The sequence below is a fragment of the Pseudonocardia autotrophica genome, assembly GCF_003945385.1.
GTDB classification, from domain to species: domain Bacteria; phylum Actinomycetota; class Actinomycetes; order Mycobacteriales; family Pseudonocardiaceae; genus Pseudonocardia; species Pseudonocardia autotrophica.
The window spans coordinates 1,003,798-1,023,118 of sequence record NZ_AP018920.1 but is presented as its reverse complement, the minus strand read 5'-3'; the positions used below and the strand labels follow the sequence as shown (position 1 = coordinate 1,023,118).

Here is a 19,321-nt window from a genome sequence, read left to right as displayed (position 1 = left end):
CCGGTCAGCCGGCGGTGGTGGGCGCGGTGCGGGCGGCGTAGTCCGCGGCGGCCGACCACACGTCGCGGGCGTACCGGCCGGAGGCGTTGTAGGCGAGCACACCGTCCCACCAGTCCTGCGCGTCGGTCACGTCCCGGTCCCGGCTGCACAGGTAGCCGGCCGCGGCGAGCGCGGCGTCGTCGATCTGGTGCGGATCGGCGACACCGTCGCCGTCGCCGTCGCCGTCGGCGCCGTACCGCTGCCAGGTCTCGGGCAGGAACTGCATCGGCCCGACCGCACGATCCAGGTCCGGGTCGCCGTCGAGCCGGCCGCCGTCGGTGTCCTCGACCAGCCGGGTGCCGTTGGTGCCGTCCAGCGGGATCCCGATCACCGGTGGCTCCACCCGCCCGTCGGATCGCACCTGCGCGCCGCCCAGCGTGCCGTGCCGGGACTCGATCCGGCCGATCCCGGCCAGCGTGGCCCAGCCGATCCGGCACTCCGGGGTGCGCTCACGCTGGCGCAGCTCCGCGTTCGCGTAGGCCTGCAGCGCACGCTCGGGGATGTCCGCATCCGGCGCCGTCGCACCGGCCCAGGCGACCGGGTCGGTGCCGTCCGGCAACGATGCGGCGGCCGGTGGCGGGCTGTCCCGGTCCACCGGTGTCCGCGGCGGGCCGCTGCGGTCCAGGCCGGTGATCAGAGCGCCGAGCACGACCAGCACGACGATCATCAGGAAGGCCAGGATCCCGCCGACGACCGCCGCCAGAGATCGGGTTCGCACTCCGCCCACCGTACCCACCGGAGCCACCCGGCCGGGTGATCCGACTCAGGGGGTCTGCCAGTACCGGCGCCACTGCTCGGCGGTCAGCGCGTGCGGGTCCCGGCCGTCGGCGGCGGCGGCCTTCTCCGCCGCCCGGACCCTGGCCTCGAACGCGCGGGCGACGCCGCGCAGCGCGTCCTCCGGGTCGCCGCCGCCGAGCTGGGTCGTCGCGGCCAGCCGGAACAGCCGCTCGCCCGGGTCGTCACCGCCGGGCAGCAGGTCCGCCGGCAGCCCGGCCCTGGCCGTCCGCGACGTGAGCTTCGCGGCCAGCGCCACCGCGGGCTGCGCCGTGGCGACGCCGTCCACACTGGACTCACGCTGCTTCTCGGCGCGCTTCAGCTCGTCCCAGCGACGGTCCTGGTCCTGCGCGGTCGCGACCCGCTCACCGGTGCCGAACACGTGCGGATGCCGCCCGACGAGCTTGTCGACCAGCCCGGTCGCGACCCGGTCGATGTCGAACGGGCCGTCCGGGTGCTCGGCGGCGACCCTCGCGTGGAACAGCACCTGCAACAGCACGTCGCCGAGCTCCTCGCGCAGCTCGGTGCGGTCGCCGTCCTCGATCGACTGGTAGAGCTCGTAGCACTCCTCCACCAGGTAGCGCAGCAGCGAGCGGTGGGTCTGCTCGGCGTCCCACGGGCAGCCGCCCGGTGAGCGGAGCCGGTCCATCACCGCGATCGCGTCGAGCACGGCGTGCCCGACCGGCGGGGCGACGGCACCCGTACCGGCGGCCGGGTGCCCGGCCGGGAGCAGCAGCACGGTGCCCACCGGCAGCGACGCCGGATCGGTGCCGTCCCACTCCTGTGCGCCGGCGGCCGCACCGGCCTCCAGCCCGGGGGCGGCGAGCACCGTCGTGGCGCCGCGCAGCGCCGGCAGCGCAGCGGCGGGAAGCGCGTCCCCGCGGCGCGGGCAGACGACGACCGTCGCGGTCACGGCGTCAGCGCACCGGATCCGGAGCCGACCGGCAGCAGCATCGACGCCTCGTCCGTGCCCGGCACGGCGAGCATCTCGATCGGGTCCCAGGTGCCGTAGCGCGGGTTCAGCTCCACCCCGGCGCGCAGCGCGGTCGGCGTGAGCAGCCGGATCCCCACCCTGGACAGCGTCTGCGGGTCGAGCCGCTCCGCGGCGCCGCCCTCCGGCGGAGCCTCGGCGTCGAGGGTGCGGTCGGTCACCCGGACCACCGCCCAGCCCTCGCCGGTGCCCAGCGGGAACGCGGCGACCCAGCCCGCCGGGATACCGATCAGCGGCGTCAGCGCGGCCTGCGGCGTCTCCGCCGGGCGGATCGCCAGGTCACGCTGGGTGGTACCGGCCCCGGCCAGCGCCTGCTCCGCGCGCTCCCCGCCGGCCGCGACCTCACGGGCCAGGTCGATCGCCTGCTCGCGGGACTCCGCGACGGCCACGTCGGCGGTGGCCGACAGCCGGTCGAGATCCCGGCGGGCCAGTTCGGTGAGGGTCAGCTGGTCGCGGATCGCGGCCTGCGCGCCACCCACCGAGAGTGAGCTCGCGGTCACCGCCTCCGGGCCGCCCGCCTGGGCGATCGCGGCGTCGACCTGCTGATCGGTGACGGTGATCCCCTGCTCCTGCGCGGCCCGGGCGAGCAGATCCCGGATGACCAGCTGGGACACCACGGCGCGGCCGATGTCGGCCTCCGATCCGCCCTGCGCCGCCAGCCCCTCCACCAGCCCCGGCCGAACGAGCACCTGGCTGATCGACTGCTGGGTCCCGTCCAGCGGGATCGACGTCTCGCCGACGATCGCGGCCGAATCGGCCCGGTTCGGACCGGCACCGCAGCCCGCGACCAGCGCCGAGACGATCACCAGGGCCGCCGTGAACCTGCCCGTCCGTGTGCGCACCGGATCAGCCTCTCACGCGATGTGGTGGCGGTCTCCGGCGGCTCGCGACGCCGGTCACAGCTCGCTCAGCTCCACCAGCCCGTCCTGCAGGGCCCGTGCCACCAGCGCCGCCTTCGACGGCGCGGGGCGCCCGGCGTCGGCGTACTTGGTGCGGACCCGCGCGATGTAGGTGTCGACGGTCGTCACCGACAGATGCAGCCGGTGCGCGACAAGGGTCTTCGACTCCGACTCGAACCAGGCCAGCAGCACCTGCCGCTCCCGGGCCGACAGCACCGGACGCTCCGGACGGCGGTCACCGGCGAGCACACCACCCAGCATCGGCCCGGTGTAGGACTCGTCGCGGGCCGCCGCGTGCACCGCCGCGACCAGGTGCCCGGCCCCCTCGGACTTCGCCAGATAGCTCGACGCACCGAGATCGACACAGCCCAGCACGGTCTCCGGCGTCTCGTCCTGGGAGTAGACGACGACCCTGCGGCCGGTCTCGACCAGATCGCGCAGCACCGCGAAGCCCGGCGCCGGGCCGCCCAGGAACAGATCCAGGACCACGACGTCGGCGCCGGCGCCCGGGCCGTCCCGGGCGAGCTCCGGCCGGTGCCCGGCCGCCAGCACGGTGATCGGCGGATCGGCCGCGGCGCACCAGCCGCGGACCCCTTCCACGATCGCCGGATGGTCGTCGACGATCACCGCGGTGACCGCTGCTGCCATCGGACCTCCAACCAGGTACGTCCTTCGTGCTCCAGGATCGCGGTACGCACTCCGGCCGCGTCACCGGGTGCGGTCCACGGTGTGTGTCCGGGGCCGAGTTCGGCGAGCACCGACAGGACGATCTCCCCGTCGTCGTCGTGCAGGGCCACCCGGGCGGTGCCGGTCGCGGCGAGCAGCATCGCGTCCGCGTGCCCGATCAGCACCCGGCGAACCGGGGCCGGCGGCTCGGACGCGGGCGCCGCGACGGCGAACCGCACGACCAGGCCGCGGCGCTCCGCCGACTCGACGAGCGCCGCCAGCTCACCGACGAGCGCACCGCCACCGTCGTCGGCACCGGCGAACAGCCGTCGCAGCCGGGCGGACTCGATCGCGGCCCGGTGCCGCACGTCCGGATCGGCGGGGGATTCCGAGCCGTCCCGCAGGGCGCGCAGCAGCGGCAGCACACCGGCCCGCAGCGCCGCGTAGCGCTGCTCCCGGTCGCCGTGTACCCGCTGCGCGACCTCCTCCCCGGTGACGACGTCCGCCCGCGCTGCCGCCGCAGCGGTCGCCTCGGTCGCGACCGTGCGCAGCGCCACCGCCCCGAGCGCGACCGCCAGGTGCAGTCCCTCCACCCCGACCACGACGATGCCGAACTCGACCAGGGTGGCCGGGTCGGCGCGGCCCCGGACCACGAGCACACCCGCCATCAGGGCGACGTGCACCGCGATGAACCCGACGGTCCGGCGCAGTGGCCGGTCGCAGAACAGCAGCACCCCGAGGAAGCCGGTCACCCCGAGCGTCCAGTGCGCGGGCCGGACGAGCTCATCGGCGGGCAGCGACAGCGTCGCCCCGAACGACATGAGCAGCACGAACGCCGCGGCGGGCAGCCGGGCCGCGCCCCAGAAGCGGTCCGCCCGCACCAGGGCCAGGTCGGCGAGCGCGACCGCGGCGATGCCGGCGAACCAGATCCAGGCCGTCCACGGCACCGGGTACAGCTCCACCGTCGCGAGCAGGTTCCCCAGGCAGAACACCCCGATCACGATCAGCACGACCAGCGACTGCGCGAGCCGCAACCCGCGCAGCAACCGTGGCGCCGGTGTCTCCGGATCCGGGGTGCGGCCGGGCACGACGGTCCGGGCTGCGGCTGGGTCTCTGACTGCTGCTGCGGCCGGGTCTGCGGCTGCGACCGGACCTGTGGCCGTGACTGCGGCCGGACCTGTGTCTGTAGCTGTGGCTGTGGCTGTGGCTGTGGCTGTGGTCGGGTCCGGGTCCGGGTCCGGCCAGTCGAGCAGCACCGTGGTGCCGCGGCCGGGCGCGGACAGCACCGTCGCCCGGCCCCCCGCGCCCGCCATCCGTCCGGCCACCGACGCCCGCAACCCGATGCGTCCGCGCGGCACTGCCGCCGGATCGAACCCGCCGCCGTCGTCGGTGATCTCGATCCGGACGCCGCCGTCGCGCGGGTGCAGCCGGAGCCGGGCGGCGCCGGTCCCGGCGTGCCGCCGGACGTTCTCCAGCACCTCGCCGACGGCGCCGTCCAGCGCGGTGAGCGCGTGCGCCGGCAGTTCCGGATAGGACGGCGCCGGCTCGGGATGCACCCGCACCCGGGACCGGGCCACGGTGCGGGCCAGCGACGGCGCGGGCCCGCCGGACGGGTCCTCCAGGGTCGCGATGTCCCGGTCGAGCTGGCCCGGCAGCCACGGCTCCCGGCCACTCACCTCGCCCAGCCCGACCATCAGCAGGGTCCCGGCGGCGGTGTCGTGCACGGCGGCCCAGTGCCGGCGCTGCTCGGTCCGCCGGGCCGACTCGGTCGCCGCGATGCGCTCCCGGGCGAAGCGATCGGCCAGCAGCGCGTCGGCGTCCCGGCCGGCCCGGGCGACCAGGACCCGGAGCAGCCGGGACAGCAACGCGCCGACCGGCATCCAGGCGCCGCCCCCGGCCAGCAGCGCCTCCGCGAGGCCGATCCCGGAGAGCAGGCAGCCGCCCAGGTAGGCGGCGGTGAGCAGTACCGCGATCACCGCACCGGCGAGTGGGGGCCGGTACCACTGCACCGTGATCGCGGTGAAGGACACCACCACCGACACCCAGCTGAGCTGCAGCACGACGAGTTCCGGATCGACCAGCCACGGCTGCGCCAGGCCCAGTGCCGCGACCACCAGCGGATCGATCCGGCCGGCACCGGCCGGGCGCGCGGTGCGCGCCCAGTGCAGGTGGACGAGGTTCCACCCGGCGAAGGCGACCGCGACCGCGGCGCAGAGCCACGGCCCGGCGGGTGGCCCGGCGAACGGCGCGAGGCCCACCGAGAGGATCCCGACGACGGCCCGCGCGGACGCCGCGTACCGGCGGCCGCGGCGGTCCAGGAACCGCGTGGTCCCGGCGTCCCCGACCGGCAGTGTCCGGATCATCACGGAGAGGGTGTCGCATCGGCGTCCGTCCCGTTAGCCCGCCCTCCGCCGACGTGCGGAAGGTCTCTCCGCGGCGGACCCCGCTACCGGTACCCGCATCTGCACGCCGGCCGGCCCGACGGACCGCACCGCGGCCGCCTGCCGGGACACCGTGCCGGTGCCTGCGCCGCCGCGGACCCGCCGTTCATCCGGCGGGCCCGGCTGTCCGGCTCAGCGGGCGGGCCCCGCCGTGTACACCGGGGTGGACGACGGCACGATCTGCGCCAGCAGCTCGGCACACCAGGCCAGCAGCTCCACGTCGCGCACCGGCGCACCACCGATCCGCCCGCCCTGCACCGGCTTCGGCACCGTGACGACCTGCGCGGCCGCCTTGTACTGCGCCTTCGGGTAGAGCCGCCGCAGCCGCAGCTGCGCCGAGTCCGGGAGCTGCATCGGGCCGATCCGCAGCTGCGTCCCGGCGGAGGCGACCTCGCGGATCCCGAGCCGCCGGCAGAGCTGCCGGAACCGGGCCACCTCGAGCAGGTTGTGCACCGGGGTCGGCGGCTCGCCGTAGCGGTCGGTCAGCTCCTCCACGATCGCGCCCAGCGCCGCGTCGTCGGGCGCCTCGGCGATCTTGCGGTAGACCTCCAGCCGGAGCCGCTCGCCGTCGACGTAGTCGTGCGGCACGTGCGCGTCGACCGGGAGATCGACCCGGACCTCGGGCAGCTCCTCCTCGATCTCCCCGGCCTCGCCGCCCGCCTGCTTGCGGAACGCCGCCACCGCCTCGCCGACCAGCCGGATGTAGAGATCGAAACCGACGCCCGCGATGTGCCCGCTCTGCTCGGCGCCGAGGATGTTCCCGGCGCCCCGGATCTCCAGGTCCTTCATCGCCACGGCAGCGCCCGAGCCCAGCTCGGAGTGCTGGGCGATCGTCGCCAGCCGGTCGTGCGCGGTCTCGGTGAGCGGGTGCTCGGGCGGGAACAGGAAGTAGGCGTAGCCGCGCTCCCGGCCGCGGCCCACCCGGCCGCGCAGCTGGTGCAGCTGGGAGAGCCCGAGGGTGTCGGAGCGCTCGACGATCAACGTGTTGGCGTTGGAGATGTCGAGCCCGTTCTCCACGATCGTGGTGCACACCAGCACGTCGGACTCGCGATGCCAGAACGCGCTGACGGTGCGCTCGAGCAGGTCCTCGTTCATCTGGCCGTGCGCCACCGCGATCCGGGCCTCGGGCACCAGGTCCTGCACGTGCTTCGCGGCCCGGTCGATCGAGGAGACCCGGTTGTGCACGAAGAACACCTGGCCGTCGCGCAGCAGCTCGCGGCGGATCGCGGCGGTGACCTGCTTGTCGTCGTAGGCGCCGACGTAGGTCAGGGTGGGGTGCCGGTCCTCGGGCGGGGTCACGATCGCGGACATCTCGCGGATGCCGGCGAGGCTCATCTCCAGGGTCCGCGGGATCGGCGTCGCGGACAGCGTGAGCACGTCGACGTGCGCCCGCAGCGCGGTGATGTGCTCCTTGTGCTCGACACCGAAGCGCTGCTCCTCGTCGACGATCACCAGGCCGAGGTCCTTGTAGTGGATCCCGGTCTGCAGCAAGCGGTGGGTGCCGACGACGATGTCGACCTCGCCCTCGGCGAGCTTCGCGATCGTCTCCGTGCCCTCCGCCGCGTCGGTGAACCGGGACAGTCCGCGCACCGTCACCGGGAAGGCGCGCATCCGCTCGGCGAACGTCGACAGGTGCTGGGTCGCCAGCAGCGTGGTCGGCACCAGCACGGCGACCTGCTTGCCGTCCTGCACCGCCTTGAACGCCGCCCGGACCGCGATCTCGGTCTTGCCGAACCCGACGTCACCGGAGATCACCCGGTCCATCGGCACCGGGCGCTCCATGTCCCGCTTGACCTCGTCGATCGCGGTCAGCTGGTCGGGCGTCTCGGTGTAGGGGAACGCGTCCTCCAGCTCCCGCTGCCACGGGGTGTCGGCACCGAAGGCGTGCCCCGGGGACGCCTGACGGGCGGCGTAGAGCTGCACCAGCCCGGCCGCGATGTCCTTGACCGCCTTGCGCGCGCGCCCCTTGGTCTTCGCCCAGTCGCCGCCACCCAGCTTGTTGACCGCCGGCTGCTCACCGCCGACGTAGCGGCTGATCTCGTCGAGCGCGTCGGTGGGCACGAACAGCCGGTCCGCGGGCTGGCCGCGCTTGGACGACGCGTACTCCAGCACCAGGTACTCCCGGGTGGCGCCCTGGACGGTCCGCTCCTTCATCTCCACGAAGCGCCCGATGCCGTGCTGGTTGTGCACCACGTAGTCGCCGGTCTGCAGCGCCGCGAGATCGACCGCATTGCGCCGGCGCGGGGTGGTCTTGCGGGGCGCCGCGTCCAGCCCGGCGCGACTGCCGGTGAGATCGGCCTCGGACACCAGCACGAGCCCGATCTCGGTGGCGGTGAAGCCGTTCAGCACCCGGCCGCAGGTGACGGTGACGACGCCCTTCTCCGGCACGTCGGTCAGCGACGGCACCGTCGTGGCGGGCACCTCGGCTTCGCGCAGCTGCTCCATCGAGCGGTCCGCGGTGCCCTGCCCGGCCAGCACCAGCACCGCGGCACCACCGGTGGCGACGTGCGCGCGCAGGTCGGTCAGCGCCCGCTCGATGTCACCGCGGTAGGGCTCGATCTCGTGCACGCCGGGCACGATCGCCTCGTCCGAGCCGGAGATCAGCGGCGACAGCGCGATCACTGGCCGCCCGGTGGCGGTCGCGTGCGTGAGGGTGACGGTGAGGTCCCGGTACGCCGAGCCGGAGACGTCGATCGGCGCCTCCCCGCCGGCACCGGTGGCCAGCCAGGACGCCTCCAGGAACTCCTGCCCGGTGCGCACCAGATCGGCGCACCGGGTGCGGATCCGCTCCGGGTCCGCGAGCAGCACCCGGGTGTCGGCCGGGAACAGGTCGGTCAGCTGCTGCATCTCGCCGTGCAGATCGCCGGGCTCGCCGGGGTCGCCGGGGTCGCCGACGAGCACCGGGATCAGCGACTCCATGCCCTCGCCGGGGATGCCCTCGGAGAGCTTCTCCAGCAGCTCGCGGAGCGGGTTGCGGTTCAGGCCTGCCGTCTCGGGCTGCTCGGCGGCCAGTGCCCTGGCGCGCGCCCGGACCGGCCCGGTGAGCAGCAGCTCCCGGCACGCCGGGACGACCACCCGGTCCACGTCACCGACCGAGCGCTGGTCGGCGACCGAGAACGCGCGGAGCTCGGACACCTCGTCACCCCAGAACTCGACGCGCACCGGATGCTCGGCGGTCGGCGGGAACACGTCGAGCAGGCCACCCCGGACGGCGAACTCGCCGCGGGCGGTGACCATCTCGGCGCGGGTGTAGGCCAGCTCGACCAGCCGTTCCAGCAGCTGCTCGAAGTCGTGCTCCTCGCCCGGGGCCAGCGACACCGGCGCGAGCCCGCCCAGGCCCGGCGCGACCGGCTGGATCAGGCTGCGTGCCGCGGTGACGACCACCCGCGGTGCGGTCCGGGCCGACGCCAGCCGGTGGAAGATCGTCAGCCGGCGGGCGACGGTGTCCGGCCGGGGCGACAGCTTCTCGTGCGGCAGCGTCTCCCATGACGGCAGCACGACCACCGGGGCCCCGGCGCTGTCGGCGACGCTGTCGGCGGCGGCGTCCAGCGCCGCACCGTGCCCGAGCAGGTCGGACACCGCGGCCGCGAGATCCTCGGCCTCCCGGTCGGTGGCGGTCACGGCCAGCACGGTCGACGCCCCGGCCAGGCCCGCGGTGAGCAGCGGCCGCAGTGCCGCCGGACCCTCGACGCTCACCGCCGGGGTCTCGGTGGTGCGGGTGTCGGCATCGCGGGCGGCATCGACGGCGGCCCGCAGGCCGGCGTCGGACAGGGCGGAGGTGAGCAGACCGGACAGGATGGCCACGACGGCGCTGGCTCCTCGATCGGGAGTGGGCTGGCGGTGCGCAGGACAGACCCCTGCCCGGGTCTCGTGCGATCCGGGTGGAGGCGCCGGCACCTGACGATACGCCCGGCCCGCGGACCGGGTCGGACCAGCCCGGCACGGTCCGGGAGGAACCGGAAATGCGGACGATTACGACACCATGTCACTACTATCTTCCATCGTAGAACCGTGCCCGTTCGAGTGCGCTAACGTCCGATGACGCCAGCCGGGGAATCCGGATGCCGCACGGACGGAGAACACCGTTGATCACGGTCTACCTGAACCGCCGGATCGGCGACGACGAGCGCCGCGAGCTCCTTTTCGGCGGCGACTTCTTCCTCTACTCCGACATCGGCGGCGCCGACGCGCTCGCCGATCATGCCAAGGACCTGATCGGGCAGGCCTTCGACGGCCTGGACCCCGAGCGCGCCCAGTACGAGATGGACGTCGACGAGTTCATCCGGCGGGTCGAGCCGCTCAAGCGCGAGTTCACCAACGGGCAGCGCACGAAGGAACTGTGCCGGCAGTTCGCGACCGATCTCGGCGTCGACCCGGAGCTCACCTACTTCGACATCCCGCGATTGCGGGTCATCCCGGCCGATCAGTTCCTGACCGCCGGGGTCTCCTACAACTACAAGGCGCACCGCGACATGTGGTACGGCCATCCGCAGCAGCTGGTGAACTACTGGACGCCGGTGTTCCCGGTCGTCGGCGACAACGTGATGAGCATGTACACCGACTATTTCGACAAGCCGGTGAAGAACGGATCGAACCAGTACGACTACGACGAATGGGTCAGCAAGCACCGCACCGCCGCGGCCGGGGAGAAGACCACCGACACCCGTCCGCACCCGCTGCCGCTGGAGGACTTCGAGTCGCACGGCGAGATCCGGATCGCCGGCCAGGCCGGTGACGTGTTCATGTTCTCCTCGAACCACCTGCACGCCTCGGCGCCGAACACCTCCGACGTCACCCGGTTCTCCTACGACCTGCGCACCATCAACCTCGATGACGTCCGGCGTGGTCGCGGCCCGCGCAACGTCGACTCCGGCGCGACCGGCACCACGCTCGGAGACTTCCTGCGCGTCTCCGACCTGGCCCCGCTCGACGCCGACGAGTTCTCCGACGCCCTGTCCGGCTCCTGACCGACGGGCGCCGCGGGGCGGCGGGCGGCACCGCCGCCCCGCAGATGCCCGGTCAGCGGATGCCCGGTCAGCGGGCGTAGCGCAGCTCCGCGCGGGCGCGCGCCTTGGCCGCCTCGATCTCGCGATCCTTCGGCGGCGCGGTGGTGGTCAGGCCGTCCAGGAGCTCCCGGGTGGCCGCGGTCACCGCCGCCACCGCCCGGTCGAACGCCTCGGCGTTGGCCTGCGACGGCTTCGCCGTACCCGAGATCTTGCGGACGTACTGCAACGCCGCCGCCTGCACCTCGTCGGCGTCGGCGGGCGGCTCGAAGTTGTGCAGTGTCCGGATGTTCCGGCACATCGGCGCCTCCGGCGCTCGTGAGTGGTGTCGCGGTGCAACCACGATAACCACTCACGAGCGGGCGGCGGCTACTTGATGACGTGCATCGATCCGTCCAGCTCGCCGGCCTTCTGCCGGGCGTTCAGCACCGCGAGGCGGGTGAAGGAGTTGTCGAACGAGTCCTGGGTGAGGCCGCGGGCCTGGTACTCGGTCGCGAGCTGCTCCGCGCCGGCCGGGATGGTCCAGCCGGCCTCGAAGCCGAGCTCCTTGCGGGCACGGGAGAAGTCCACCCGGTACGAGCGGGGGTCGTTGCCCGCCTCGCCGGTGATGTTCAGCGTCGAGCCGGGGACGGCGTCGATGACCGCCTGGGCGATCTCGGCGACGGTCCGGTTGTTCTTCTCGGAACCGACGTTGTAGGCACGCGCCCGGACGACGTCGGCCGGGGCGCCCAGCGCGGCGACGACCGCACCGGCGATGTCCTCGGCGTGGGCCAGCGGGCGCCACGGGGTGCCGTCGGAGAGCACGGTGACCTCGTTGGTGAGCACCGCGCGGCCGACCAGGTTGTTCAGGACGATGTCGGCGCGCAGCCGCGGCGAGAAGCCGAACGCGGTCGCGTTGCGCATCGAGACCGGCACGAAGTCGGCGTCGGCCAGCTCGGCCAGATCGTCTTCCACCCGGACCTTGGAGATCGCGTACGGGGTGACCGGCTTCAGCGGGGCGTCCTCGTCGACCAGGTCGTCACCGGACTGCGCGCCGTAGACCGAGCAGGTCGACGCGTAGACGAAGCGGCCGACCCCGGCCTCCTTCGACAGCGTCGCCAGCCGGGTGGACGCGTGGTGGTTGATGTCGTAGGTGATCTCCGGTGCCATCGAGCCGAGCGGGTCGTTCGACAGCGCGGCCATGTGCACGACGGCGTCGAAGCCCTGGAGCTGGTCGGCGGTGACGTCCCGCAGGTCGGTGGCGAAGCCGTCGACGTCGGGGGTGTCCAGCGAACCCAGGATGCAGGAGGCGAACAGCCCGGAGTCGAGCCCGGTGACCTCGTGTCCCGCGGCGGCGAGGAGCGGTGCCATCACCGTTCCCAGGTAGCCCTGATGTCCGGTGAGCAGTACCCGCATGGTGATCCCTTCGAGAGTGTGGTGGTGCAGGTCAGGCGGCGCCGAAGCCGGGCGACGGCTCGGATCCGGCGATCGGTGCGACGGACAGGGTGAGCTTCTGCACGTGGAACGCCTCGGCGTAGCGGGCGTGGCACTGCACGCCGCGCACCCGGGCGAGCCCGCGGAAGGTCTCGTCGTCGAACCAGGGACGGTCCTGCTGGGAACCGTAGTGCTCGCTCAGTTTCGCGACCTTCTCGGTCAGCACCGGCTCGGCCAGCGGGAGGTAGACGGTGGGCTGGGCGAGATCGCCCTCCCACTTCAGGATCTCGTAGCCCAGCGTCAGATGGTCCCGGTAGGCGGTCGGGATCATCTGGGCGAGCGTCCGGTGGTCCTGGTGGGCGTCGTGCGGGGACGGCCCGAGGATCAGATCCGGCTCGCCGCGGGTGCGCAGCTCCTCGAGCGCCATCTTGGCCCGCTCCCAGTGCAGCGGCACCCGGCCGTCCGGCAGGTCCATGACGACGACCTCCAGCTCGGCTCCCGGGGTGAAGGCGGCGAGCGCGGAGCGCTCCTCCTCCTCACGCAGCGAACCGGCCCCGGTCAGGACCAGCGCGGTGACGTGCACGCCGGGGTAGGCGCGGCACAGCTCGAGGAGCGTGCCGCCCGCACCGATCGCGATGTCGTCGCAGTGCGCTCCCAGCAGCAGGATGCGGTCCAGCCGCTCGGGCAGCAGGTTCAGCACGTTCTCTCGGTCCCTCCGGCAACTCGGCGCGTCAGTCGCGCTGGTGGCTGCTGCTGTGCATCGCGACGATCGCGGCCTGCAGCGGGTCGCGATCGGTCCCGTGCGACTCCCACAGCATCCACGGCCGGGCGCCGCCCTGGTAGGCGGCCTCCAGAGCATTGCGCTCCTTCACGGTGTCCGCGGGCTGCCAGAATCCCCGGTGCCGGAACGCCGCCATCCTGCCCTTGCGGGCCAGCGGTGCACACACGTCGCCGATGAGGTCACAGTCCTTCTCGAGGTAGTCGAAGACCTCGGGCCGGAACATCAGGTAGCCGCCGTTCTCGTACAACGGCATCTCCTGCAGCGTGGTGATCGATTCCAGCTTCCCGTCGTCGGTCACGTCCACGCAGTGGAACGCCGACTGCGGCGGGACGGCCATCAGCTGACCGATCGCGTCGGTGCCGCGGAACTGGTCGATCATCCGGTCCAGCGGGGCGTCGGTGAGGACGTCGGCGTAGTTGGCGTGGAACATCTCGTCGCCCTCGACGAGATGGCGCACCCGGCGCAGCCGCTCCCCGATCGGCGAGTCCAGACCGGTGTGGACGAACGTGATGTTCCAGTCCTGGATGTCGCTGCCCATCAGATCGACCTCGCCGTGGTGCAGCACGAAGTCGTTGGACTCGGTCTCGTCGTAGTTCAGGAAGTAGTTCTTGATGTGGTGTGCGCCGTAGCCCAGGCACAGGACGAAGTCCTTGTGTCCGAAATGGGCGTAGTAGCGCATCACGTGCCAGATCAGCGGCCGGGGCCCGACCGGATGCATCGGCTTCGGGAGGTCGGACGCGCCGTCGCGCATGCGCATGCCGTAACCACCGCAGAACAGGACGACCTTCACGTCAGACCACCTCGAGCGACGGGATCGGGAACACCAGCCGGCCGCCCCAGTCGTGCACGTGGGCGAGTTGTCCGGCGAGCTCGGTACGCAGGTTCCAGGGAAGGATCAGGACGTAGTCGGGGCGGTCGGCGTCGATCCGCTCCGGTGGGTGGATCGGGATCCGGGTACCCGGCGTCAGCCGCCCGTGCTTGTACGGGTTCCGGTCGACGGTGTACTCGAGCAGATCGGGGCGGATACCGCAGTAGTTGAGCAGGGTGTTGCCCTTGCCCGGCGCGCCGTAGCCGACGACCCGCTTCCCCCGTCTGCGGGCGTCGATCAGGAACGAGACCAGGTCGTCCCGGATCGTCGAGACCGCCTCGGCGAACCCGTCGTGCCCCTCCGCGCTGTGCAGGCCCGCCGCCGACTCGGCCGCGAGCACCTCGCGCACCCGATCGCTCGGCTCGCCGGCGGCACCGTCGGGCCGGGCCCACATCCGGATGGAGCCGCCGTGCGTGTCGAGCAGCTCGACGTCGACCAGGGTCAGGCCGCCCGCGGCGAGCGCCCGCTGCCCGGTGAGCAGCGTGTAGTACTGGAAGTGCTCGTGATAGATCGTGTCGAACTGGCGGCGCTCGACCAGCGTGAGCAGGTGCTGGACCTCGATCGAGACCCAGCCGTCGTCGGCGACCATGGCGCGCAGGCCCTGCGCGAAGCCGACGACGTCCGGGATGTGGGCGAAGACGTTGTTGCCGCAGACCAGGTCGGCCGGGCCGTGCTCGGCGCGGACCCGGGCACCGGTCTCCGGGGTGAGGAACGCGGTGAGCGTCGGGACGCCCTTGTCCCGGGCGGCCTCGCCGACGTTCACGCTCGGCTCCACGCCGAGGCAGCGGATGCCCTTCTCGACCACGTGCTGGAGCAGGTATCCGTCGTTGCTGGCGACCTCGACGACGAACGAATCGGCCCCCAGACCGGCCCGCTCGGCGGCGGAGTCGACGAACCGGCGGGCGTGCTCCACCCAGGACGAGCTGAACGAGGAGAAGTAGGCGTACTCGGAGAACGTCTCCTCCGGCGTGATCTCCGGCGGGAGCTGCGCCAGCAGGCAGGCGTTGCACACCCGGACGTGCAGCGGGTAGGTCGTCTCCGGGCGTCCGGCCGCCTCCGGCGTGAGGAACAGCTCGCAGGGCGGCGTCGCACCGAGATCGCAGAAGCTGCGCAGGTCCGTGGAGCCGCACAGCCGGCAGGTCAGCACGCCCTCCTTGTCGCCTGCCGCGTCGGACTCCACGCCACCCTGCCTGGAAACCCCCGTTTTCAGCACGTATCTCAGTCTGTCAACTCCGGACGCTCGTGGCACGCCCGGGGGTGAGGTCGCCCGATAGTGGGTGTTTGTCCGGGGAGCAACCCTCGCAAACCGGATCGAGGGCGAGGTGCGCCGCGAGCGCGTCTGATCGCTCATGTCACCATGCTCGGTACAGTCCGCCGTGGTGTAACGGCAGCACCTCGGATTTTGGTTCCGATGGTCCAGGTTCGAATCCTGGCGGCGGAGCAAGGCCCTGGCGGCGGGACGGCCCTGCACTCGCGCTAGCAGCGCCCCTCCCGCTTCTCATCGTCCGATCTCCCGTTGGAGGTCATCGAAGTAGACGTCGGTGAGGGTGTACCCGCTGAACGACTCGCGGCCTACGCAGCCGTTACGAGACACGATCGGACCGAAGACGCCGGCCGCCCGTTCACCACCGAGGAACAACCGCTGTCACCCCCACAGGCTGCGGGCCCGGTCCCGCCAGGTCTTCCAGTGCACCCGTAGTAGTGCGGATCGAGCCGGCTGGGCATGGTGGGATGGAGCGCCGCGGCCTCGTTGCACTGCGCCATGTCGACGACGCCCACCCGAGACTGAACGAGTGCCATGGGGCAGCACTCCCGAACCCCGGCCGCCTCACACACGAGCCCGATGGCCGGCGTCGCCGACGGACCGGGATCCTGGTCCCGGCGGCGACGTACCGCCGGGAGGCGGACCGAGCATGACGAGTACCTGGACCGAGGGCGCGCCCGGTGTGCTGCGCCTCCCCTCCGGACGACTGGTGCGCGGCCGCGCACTGCGCCGACCACTCCCCGACGGGCCGGTCCCCGACTTCGGGCTCTACCTGCTCGGCAGCGAGCCCGCGGCCACCGACTGGCCGTCGCGCTGGGTGCGTTGGCCCGACTTCCTGCTCCCCCGCGACCGGACGGCGTTCGGGGCAGCTCTGCACGAGCTGCTCGACCGGGCCGGCTCCGGACGCGTGGAGGTCGCCTGTGCCGGCGGGTCCGGCCGCACCGGCACCGCGCTCGCCTGCCTCGCCGTCATCGACGGCGTTCCGGCCGGCGACGCCGTCGGGTTCGTCCGGAGCCACTACTCGCCACGGGCGGTCGAGACCCCGTGGCAGAAGCGGTTCGTGCGGCGCTTCCGAGGCTGAGACGAACGGCACCGATGAGTTCCGGCCGGGCGGACGGTCCGACGGAGGAGAACACACCCGACAGAACGGACCGAAGCATGTCGTTCCAGGCCTACCTCGACGCGATCGAGAAGAAGACCGGGAAGATCCCGGCCGAGCTGGTCGCCGAGGCGACCGCGCAGGGATTCGGCCCGGAGACGAAGGCCGGGGACATCGTGGCGTGGCTGAAGGCCGACTACGACCTCGGCCGCGGGCACGCGATGGCGCTGGCCCACGTCGTCCGCAACGGCACCACCATCAGCGACAAGCACGTCGGCACGACCGGCACCCACCGCGACGAGTCGGCGGAGCTACGTCTGGACGGCATCGCGAACCGCTGAGGTGCGCGGCCGGTGTCAACCCGGCCGATCCGGGGCGGGCAGTGCGGTCGGCAGCCCGGCCCGCCCGCCGATCCCGAGCTTGGCGTAGGCGTGCGCAAGGTGCGTCTCCACCGTGCGCACCGACAGCACCAGCCGGCGCGCCACCTCGGCGTTGCTCGCCCCCTCGGCCGCGATCTCGGCGATCTCCCGTTCCCGGGTGGTCAGCCGGGGCCGGACCAGCCGGTCCAGGGCGGGTGTCCTGGCGCCGCAGGTCCCCGCGAGCTCGGTGGCCCTGGCCGCCGACGAGGCGGACCTGCGGCGCTCCCCGGCCCGGTGGTGCGCGGCGGCCGCGGCGGCCGCGACGTCGGCGGCGTCCAGCCGGGCACCGGCCACCGCGAGATCGGCCGCCACCCGGTCGAGCCGGGCCCCCGCCGCGGTTCCGGCCCGGGCCGCCGCGGTCGCGTGTGCGGCGAACAGCTGCAGCAGCGGTGACCGGCAGCGGGCTGCGACCGCCGCGAGCCGGTCGACGACCCGGTCCGGACGGCCGAGCCGGGCCACGTCGTGGAGCAGCACGACCTCGGTGACCAGGTCCCCGCGGGACGCGGCGGATCGCGCCTCGGCCAGCAGCGCGCGGACCGGGGCGGCCCCGGACGTGTCGGCGGCCTGCAACCAGGTCCGGGCCCGCACCACGGCGGCGGTCGCGGCCGGCGGCGCTCCTTCGGGCAGCCCGTCGAGCAGTTCCCGCGCCCGATCCCGCTCACCGGTGAGCACGAGCACCAGCGCGAGCGTCGCGGTGCAGTCGGCCGCCAGGCCCATCGGGTCACGATCGGAGGTGCCGGCCCGCGCCTCGGCCAGGTGCCGTCCCGCGGCGTCGAGATCGCCCCGGACCAGGGCGGCCCGGCCCCGGTGCCAGGCGATCCACGCGTCCCCGGCCCAGCCGGGTGCGGCGAGGTTGTGGCGGTGCGCGTCCTCGGCGGCGCGCTCCAGCTCCTCCGGACGCCCGGCGACACGCAGCGCGGACAGCTCCGCGTCCACCAGCAGCAGCCGGGTGAGCGCCGGTTCGGCGCGGTCGCCGGTGTCCGGGTCCGATCGGACCCCGGCGACCGTGGCGAGCGCCTCCGCGGGCCGGCCGGCGGCCGCGAGCCGGCCGGCCCGGGCTGCGGCGGCGAGCGCGGCCCAGCGGCCGCCGGGCAGGTCCTGCCCGGCCGGCGGGGGCTCGCGCCGCGCGGCGGAGCCTCCCGCCCCCGGATCGTCGCCGGGGACCGCCTCCGGACGTCCGTCCGGCCCGTTGTCGCCGGGAGCCGGGCCAGCCGCCGTGCGGCTGTGCGGCCCGGTGGACGGACGCACGGTCCGGGCGAGCGCGACGCCGTCCAGCCGGGCGGCCGCCTCCAGCACGGCGGTCACCGCGGCGGGCGAGTCCCGCGAACCCCCCGGGTCCGCCGCGACAGCCAGGCCCTCCGGGGCGGCCGGGCTCGCCGGGGCCGCGCGCCCCGCCCCGGCGAGCGCGGCCTCGGCCGCCGCGAGCGCCGGCTCCCCGGCGCGCCGCGCGAGCAGCGCCCGGGTCAGTGCGAGCCGGGCCGGGCCGTCGCCGGTGCGTACCCGGCGGGCGGCCGCGTCGAGCAGCGGCGGCAGCTCGGCCCCGCGGTCCTGCCAGCGCAGCGCCTCGATCAGCTCCAGATGAGCGGCGCCGTCCCGGTCGTCGGCGAGTGCGTGCCGCGCGATCCGCTCGGCGCCGGCGTGGTCCAGGTCGCGGTTGGCCGCGATCGCGGCCGCCACCGGGTCCGGCCGGTCGCCGGGCGCCCGGGCGGCGGGCACCTCCGGTTCGGCGCGATCCGCACCCGCGACGACGGCGGCCACGAACGGCGGCACCTCGGCCCGCCCGGCGCGGTCGATCCGGATCAGCTCCCGCCGGACCAGCTCCCCCGCACCGCCGTACCCGGCGCCCGGCACGCCCGCCACCAGCTGTTCCAGCACGGCCCGCTCGTCGGCACCCAGCCCGGCCAGCACGAACGACCCGAGTCGCGGCGGCGGTTCCATCGGGCCGTCCCACCGCCACGGGCCGGAGTCACGGGTGAGCCGGCCGGTCTCGTGACCCGCGCGCACGATCTCCCGCAGGAACAGCGGGGTGCCCTGGGCCAGCTCGCGCAGCCGCTGCGCGGTACGGGCCTCGACGTCGCCCCCGAGCATGCCGTGCAGCAGCCGGTCGGTGTCCGCATCGGCCAGCGGACGGATCGCGAGCGGCCGCACGTCGTCGCCGAGGGTGCGCAGCCGATCGACCCGGGCATGGTCGCTGCGTTCGGTCGCGACGACCGTGGCGTCCCCGGCGAGCAGCAGCTGCTCCAGCACCGAGCAGGTGAGGTCGTCGAGCCGGTGCGCGTCGTCGACCGCGATCACCGGGCGGTCCCGATCACCGCGCAGCGCGGCGAGCGCATGTTGCAGCAGGACGAACCGGTCCGCCTCCCCCGGCACCGGCGGCACCACGTGCGCGAGCGGCCCCAGCGGGACGTCCGGCCCGGTCCCGGTGACGAGCACGGTGCGGCGCCCGAGATCGCGGGCGAGGCGGACCGCCTCCCGCAGCAGCCGGGTCCGCCCCACCCCGAGCGGCCCGGTCAGCAGCACCCCGCCCGGTGCGGCGTCCACCAGGAACCGCTGCAGGACGGCGAGCTCGGCGTCCCGCCCGACCAGCGACGGATGCGCACTCAGCACCGCGGGCCCGGCATCACGGCGGCGGTCGGACGGCGGCGCCACTGCGGCCACGCGATC

Annotated in this window: 15 protein-coding genes and 1 tRNA gene; 4 read left to right on the top strand and 12 right to left on the bottom strand. The window is 74.0% G+C overall.

Going from position 1 to position 19,321, the window contains the following annotated elements; all coding sequences use genetic code 11:
- Positions 1–4: 4 nt before the first annotated feature.
- From Pdca_RS04980 to mfd, 6 genes are all read right to left on the bottom strand, one after another.
- Entirely contained in the window at positions 5–757 is a 753-nt protein-coding gene (locus Pdca_RS04980; RefSeq protein WP_232021420.1) for a lytic murein transglycosylase, read from the bottom strand.
- A 45-nt stretch (positions 758–802) separates the two neighbouring features.
- Positions 803–1,726, bottom strand: coding sequence for a nucleoside triphosphate pyrophosphohydrolase (locus Pdca_RS04975; protein ID WP_085914702.1), 924 nt, complete (start codon positions 1,724–1,726; stop codon positions 803–805).
- Entirely contained in the window at positions 1,723–2,646 is a 924-nt protein-coding gene (locus Pdca_RS04970) for a SurA N-terminal domain-containing protein (RefSeq protein WP_085914703.1), read from the bottom strand. The genes Pdca_RS04975 and Pdca_RS04970 overlap by 4 nt, the downstream gene beginning before the upstream one ends.
- A 54-nt stretch (positions 2,647–2,700) precedes the next feature.
- Positions 2,701–3,351: a response regulator gene (locus Pdca_RS04965; protein WP_085914704.1), complete on the bottom strand. Its 651-nt coding sequence runs from the start codon at positions 3,349–3,351 to the stop codon at positions 2,701–2,703.
- A complete protein-coding gene (locus Pdca_RS04960; protein WP_125911266.1) occupies positions 3,327–5,732 on the bottom strand; it encodes an ATP-binding protein in 2,406 nt (801 codons plus the stop codon). The genes Pdca_RS04965 and Pdca_RS04960 overlap by 25 nt, the downstream gene beginning before the upstream one ends.
- A gap of 210 nt (positions 5,733–5,942) precedes the next feature.
- Positions 5,943–9,605, bottom strand: coding sequence for a transcription-repair coupling factor (gene mfd, locus Pdca_RS04955; RefSeq protein ID WP_085914761.1), 3,663 nt, complete (start codon positions 9,603–9,605; stop codon positions 5,943–5,945).
- A 290-nt stretch (positions 9,606–9,895) separates the two neighbouring features.
- Here mfd and Pdca_RS04950 point away from each other — a divergent pair, with 290 nt between their 5' ends.
- A complete protein-coding gene (locus Pdca_RS04950) occupies positions 9,896–10,777 on the top strand; it encodes a phytanoyl-CoA dioxygenase family protein (RefSeq protein ID WP_085914706.1) in 882 nt (293 codons plus the stop codon).
- Between the two features lie 67 nt (positions 10,778–10,844).
- On the opposite strand, the gene Pdca_RS04945 is transcribed toward Pdca_RS04950, so the two are convergent.
- The 5 genes from Pdca_RS04945 to Pdca_RS04925 form a co-directional block, all read right to left on the bottom strand.
- Positions 10,845–11,114 carry a DUF2277 domain-containing protein gene (locus tag Pdca_RS04945; RefSeq protein ID WP_085914707.1) on the bottom strand — a complete coding sequence of 90 codons (270 nt, stop codon included), beginning with the start codon at positions 11,112–11,114 and terminating at the stop codon, positions 10,845–10,847.
- A gap of 68 nt (positions 11,115–11,182) precedes the next feature.
- Positions 11,183–12,208, bottom strand: a complete 1,026-nt coding sequence (locus tag Pdca_RS04940) for an NAD-dependent epimerase/dehydratase family protein (RefSeq protein WP_085914708.1) — start codon at positions 12,206–12,208, stop codon at positions 11,183–11,185.
- A gap of 31 nt (positions 12,209–12,239) precedes the next feature.
- Positions 12,240–12,926, bottom strand: coding sequence for a PIG-L deacetylase family protein (locus tag Pdca_RS04935; RefSeq protein WP_085914709.1), 687 nt, complete (start codon positions 12,924–12,926; stop codon positions 12,240–12,242).
- 31 nt (positions 12,927–12,957) lie between these two features.
- Positions 12,958–13,797 (bottom strand): sugar phosphate nucleotidyltransferase, encoded by an 840-nt coding sequence (locus tag Pdca_RS04930; RefSeq protein WP_085914710.1) that lies wholly within the window; start codon positions 13,795–13,797, stop codon positions 12,958–12,960.
- 1 nt (position 13,798) lies between these two features.
- Positions 13,799–15,022, bottom strand: coding sequence for a class I SAM-dependent methyltransferase (locus tag Pdca_RS04925; protein WP_085914762.1), 1,224 nt, complete (start codon positions 15,020–15,022; stop codon positions 13,799–13,801).
- A 223-nt stretch (positions 15,023–15,245) separates the two neighbouring features.
- On the opposite strand from Pdca_RS04925, the gene Pdca_RS04920 reads away from it, so the two are divergent.
- From Pdca_RS04920 to Pdca_RS04910, 3 genes are all read left to right on the top strand, one after another.
- A tRNA-Gln gene (locus Pdca_RS04920) sits at positions 15,246–15,316 on the top strand.
- A 472-nt stretch (positions 15,317–15,788) separates the two neighbouring features.
- Positions 15,789–16,220 carry a protein-tyrosine phosphatase family protein gene (locus Pdca_RS04915; protein WP_085914711.1) on the top strand — a complete coding sequence of 144 codons (432 nt, stop codon included), beginning with the start codon at positions 15,789–15,791 and terminating at the stop codon, positions 16,218–16,220.
- A gap of 77 nt (positions 16,221–16,297) precedes the next feature.
- The gene (locus tag Pdca_RS04910) at positions 16,298–16,579 is read left to right on the top strand and encodes a DUF4287 domain-containing protein (protein WP_085914712.1); all 282 of its coding nucleotides are present in this window, start codon (positions 16,298–16,300) and stop codon (positions 16,577–16,579) included.
- 15 nt (positions 16,580–16,594) lie between these two features.
- Here the strand turns inward: Pdca_RS04910 and Pdca_RS04905 are convergent, their stop codons facing one another.
- Entirely contained in the window at positions 16,595–19,315 is a 2,721-nt protein-coding gene (locus Pdca_RS04905) for a helix-turn-helix transcriptional regulator (RefSeq protein ID WP_125911265.1), read from the bottom strand.
- Positions 19,316–19,321: the final 6 nt, after the last annotated feature.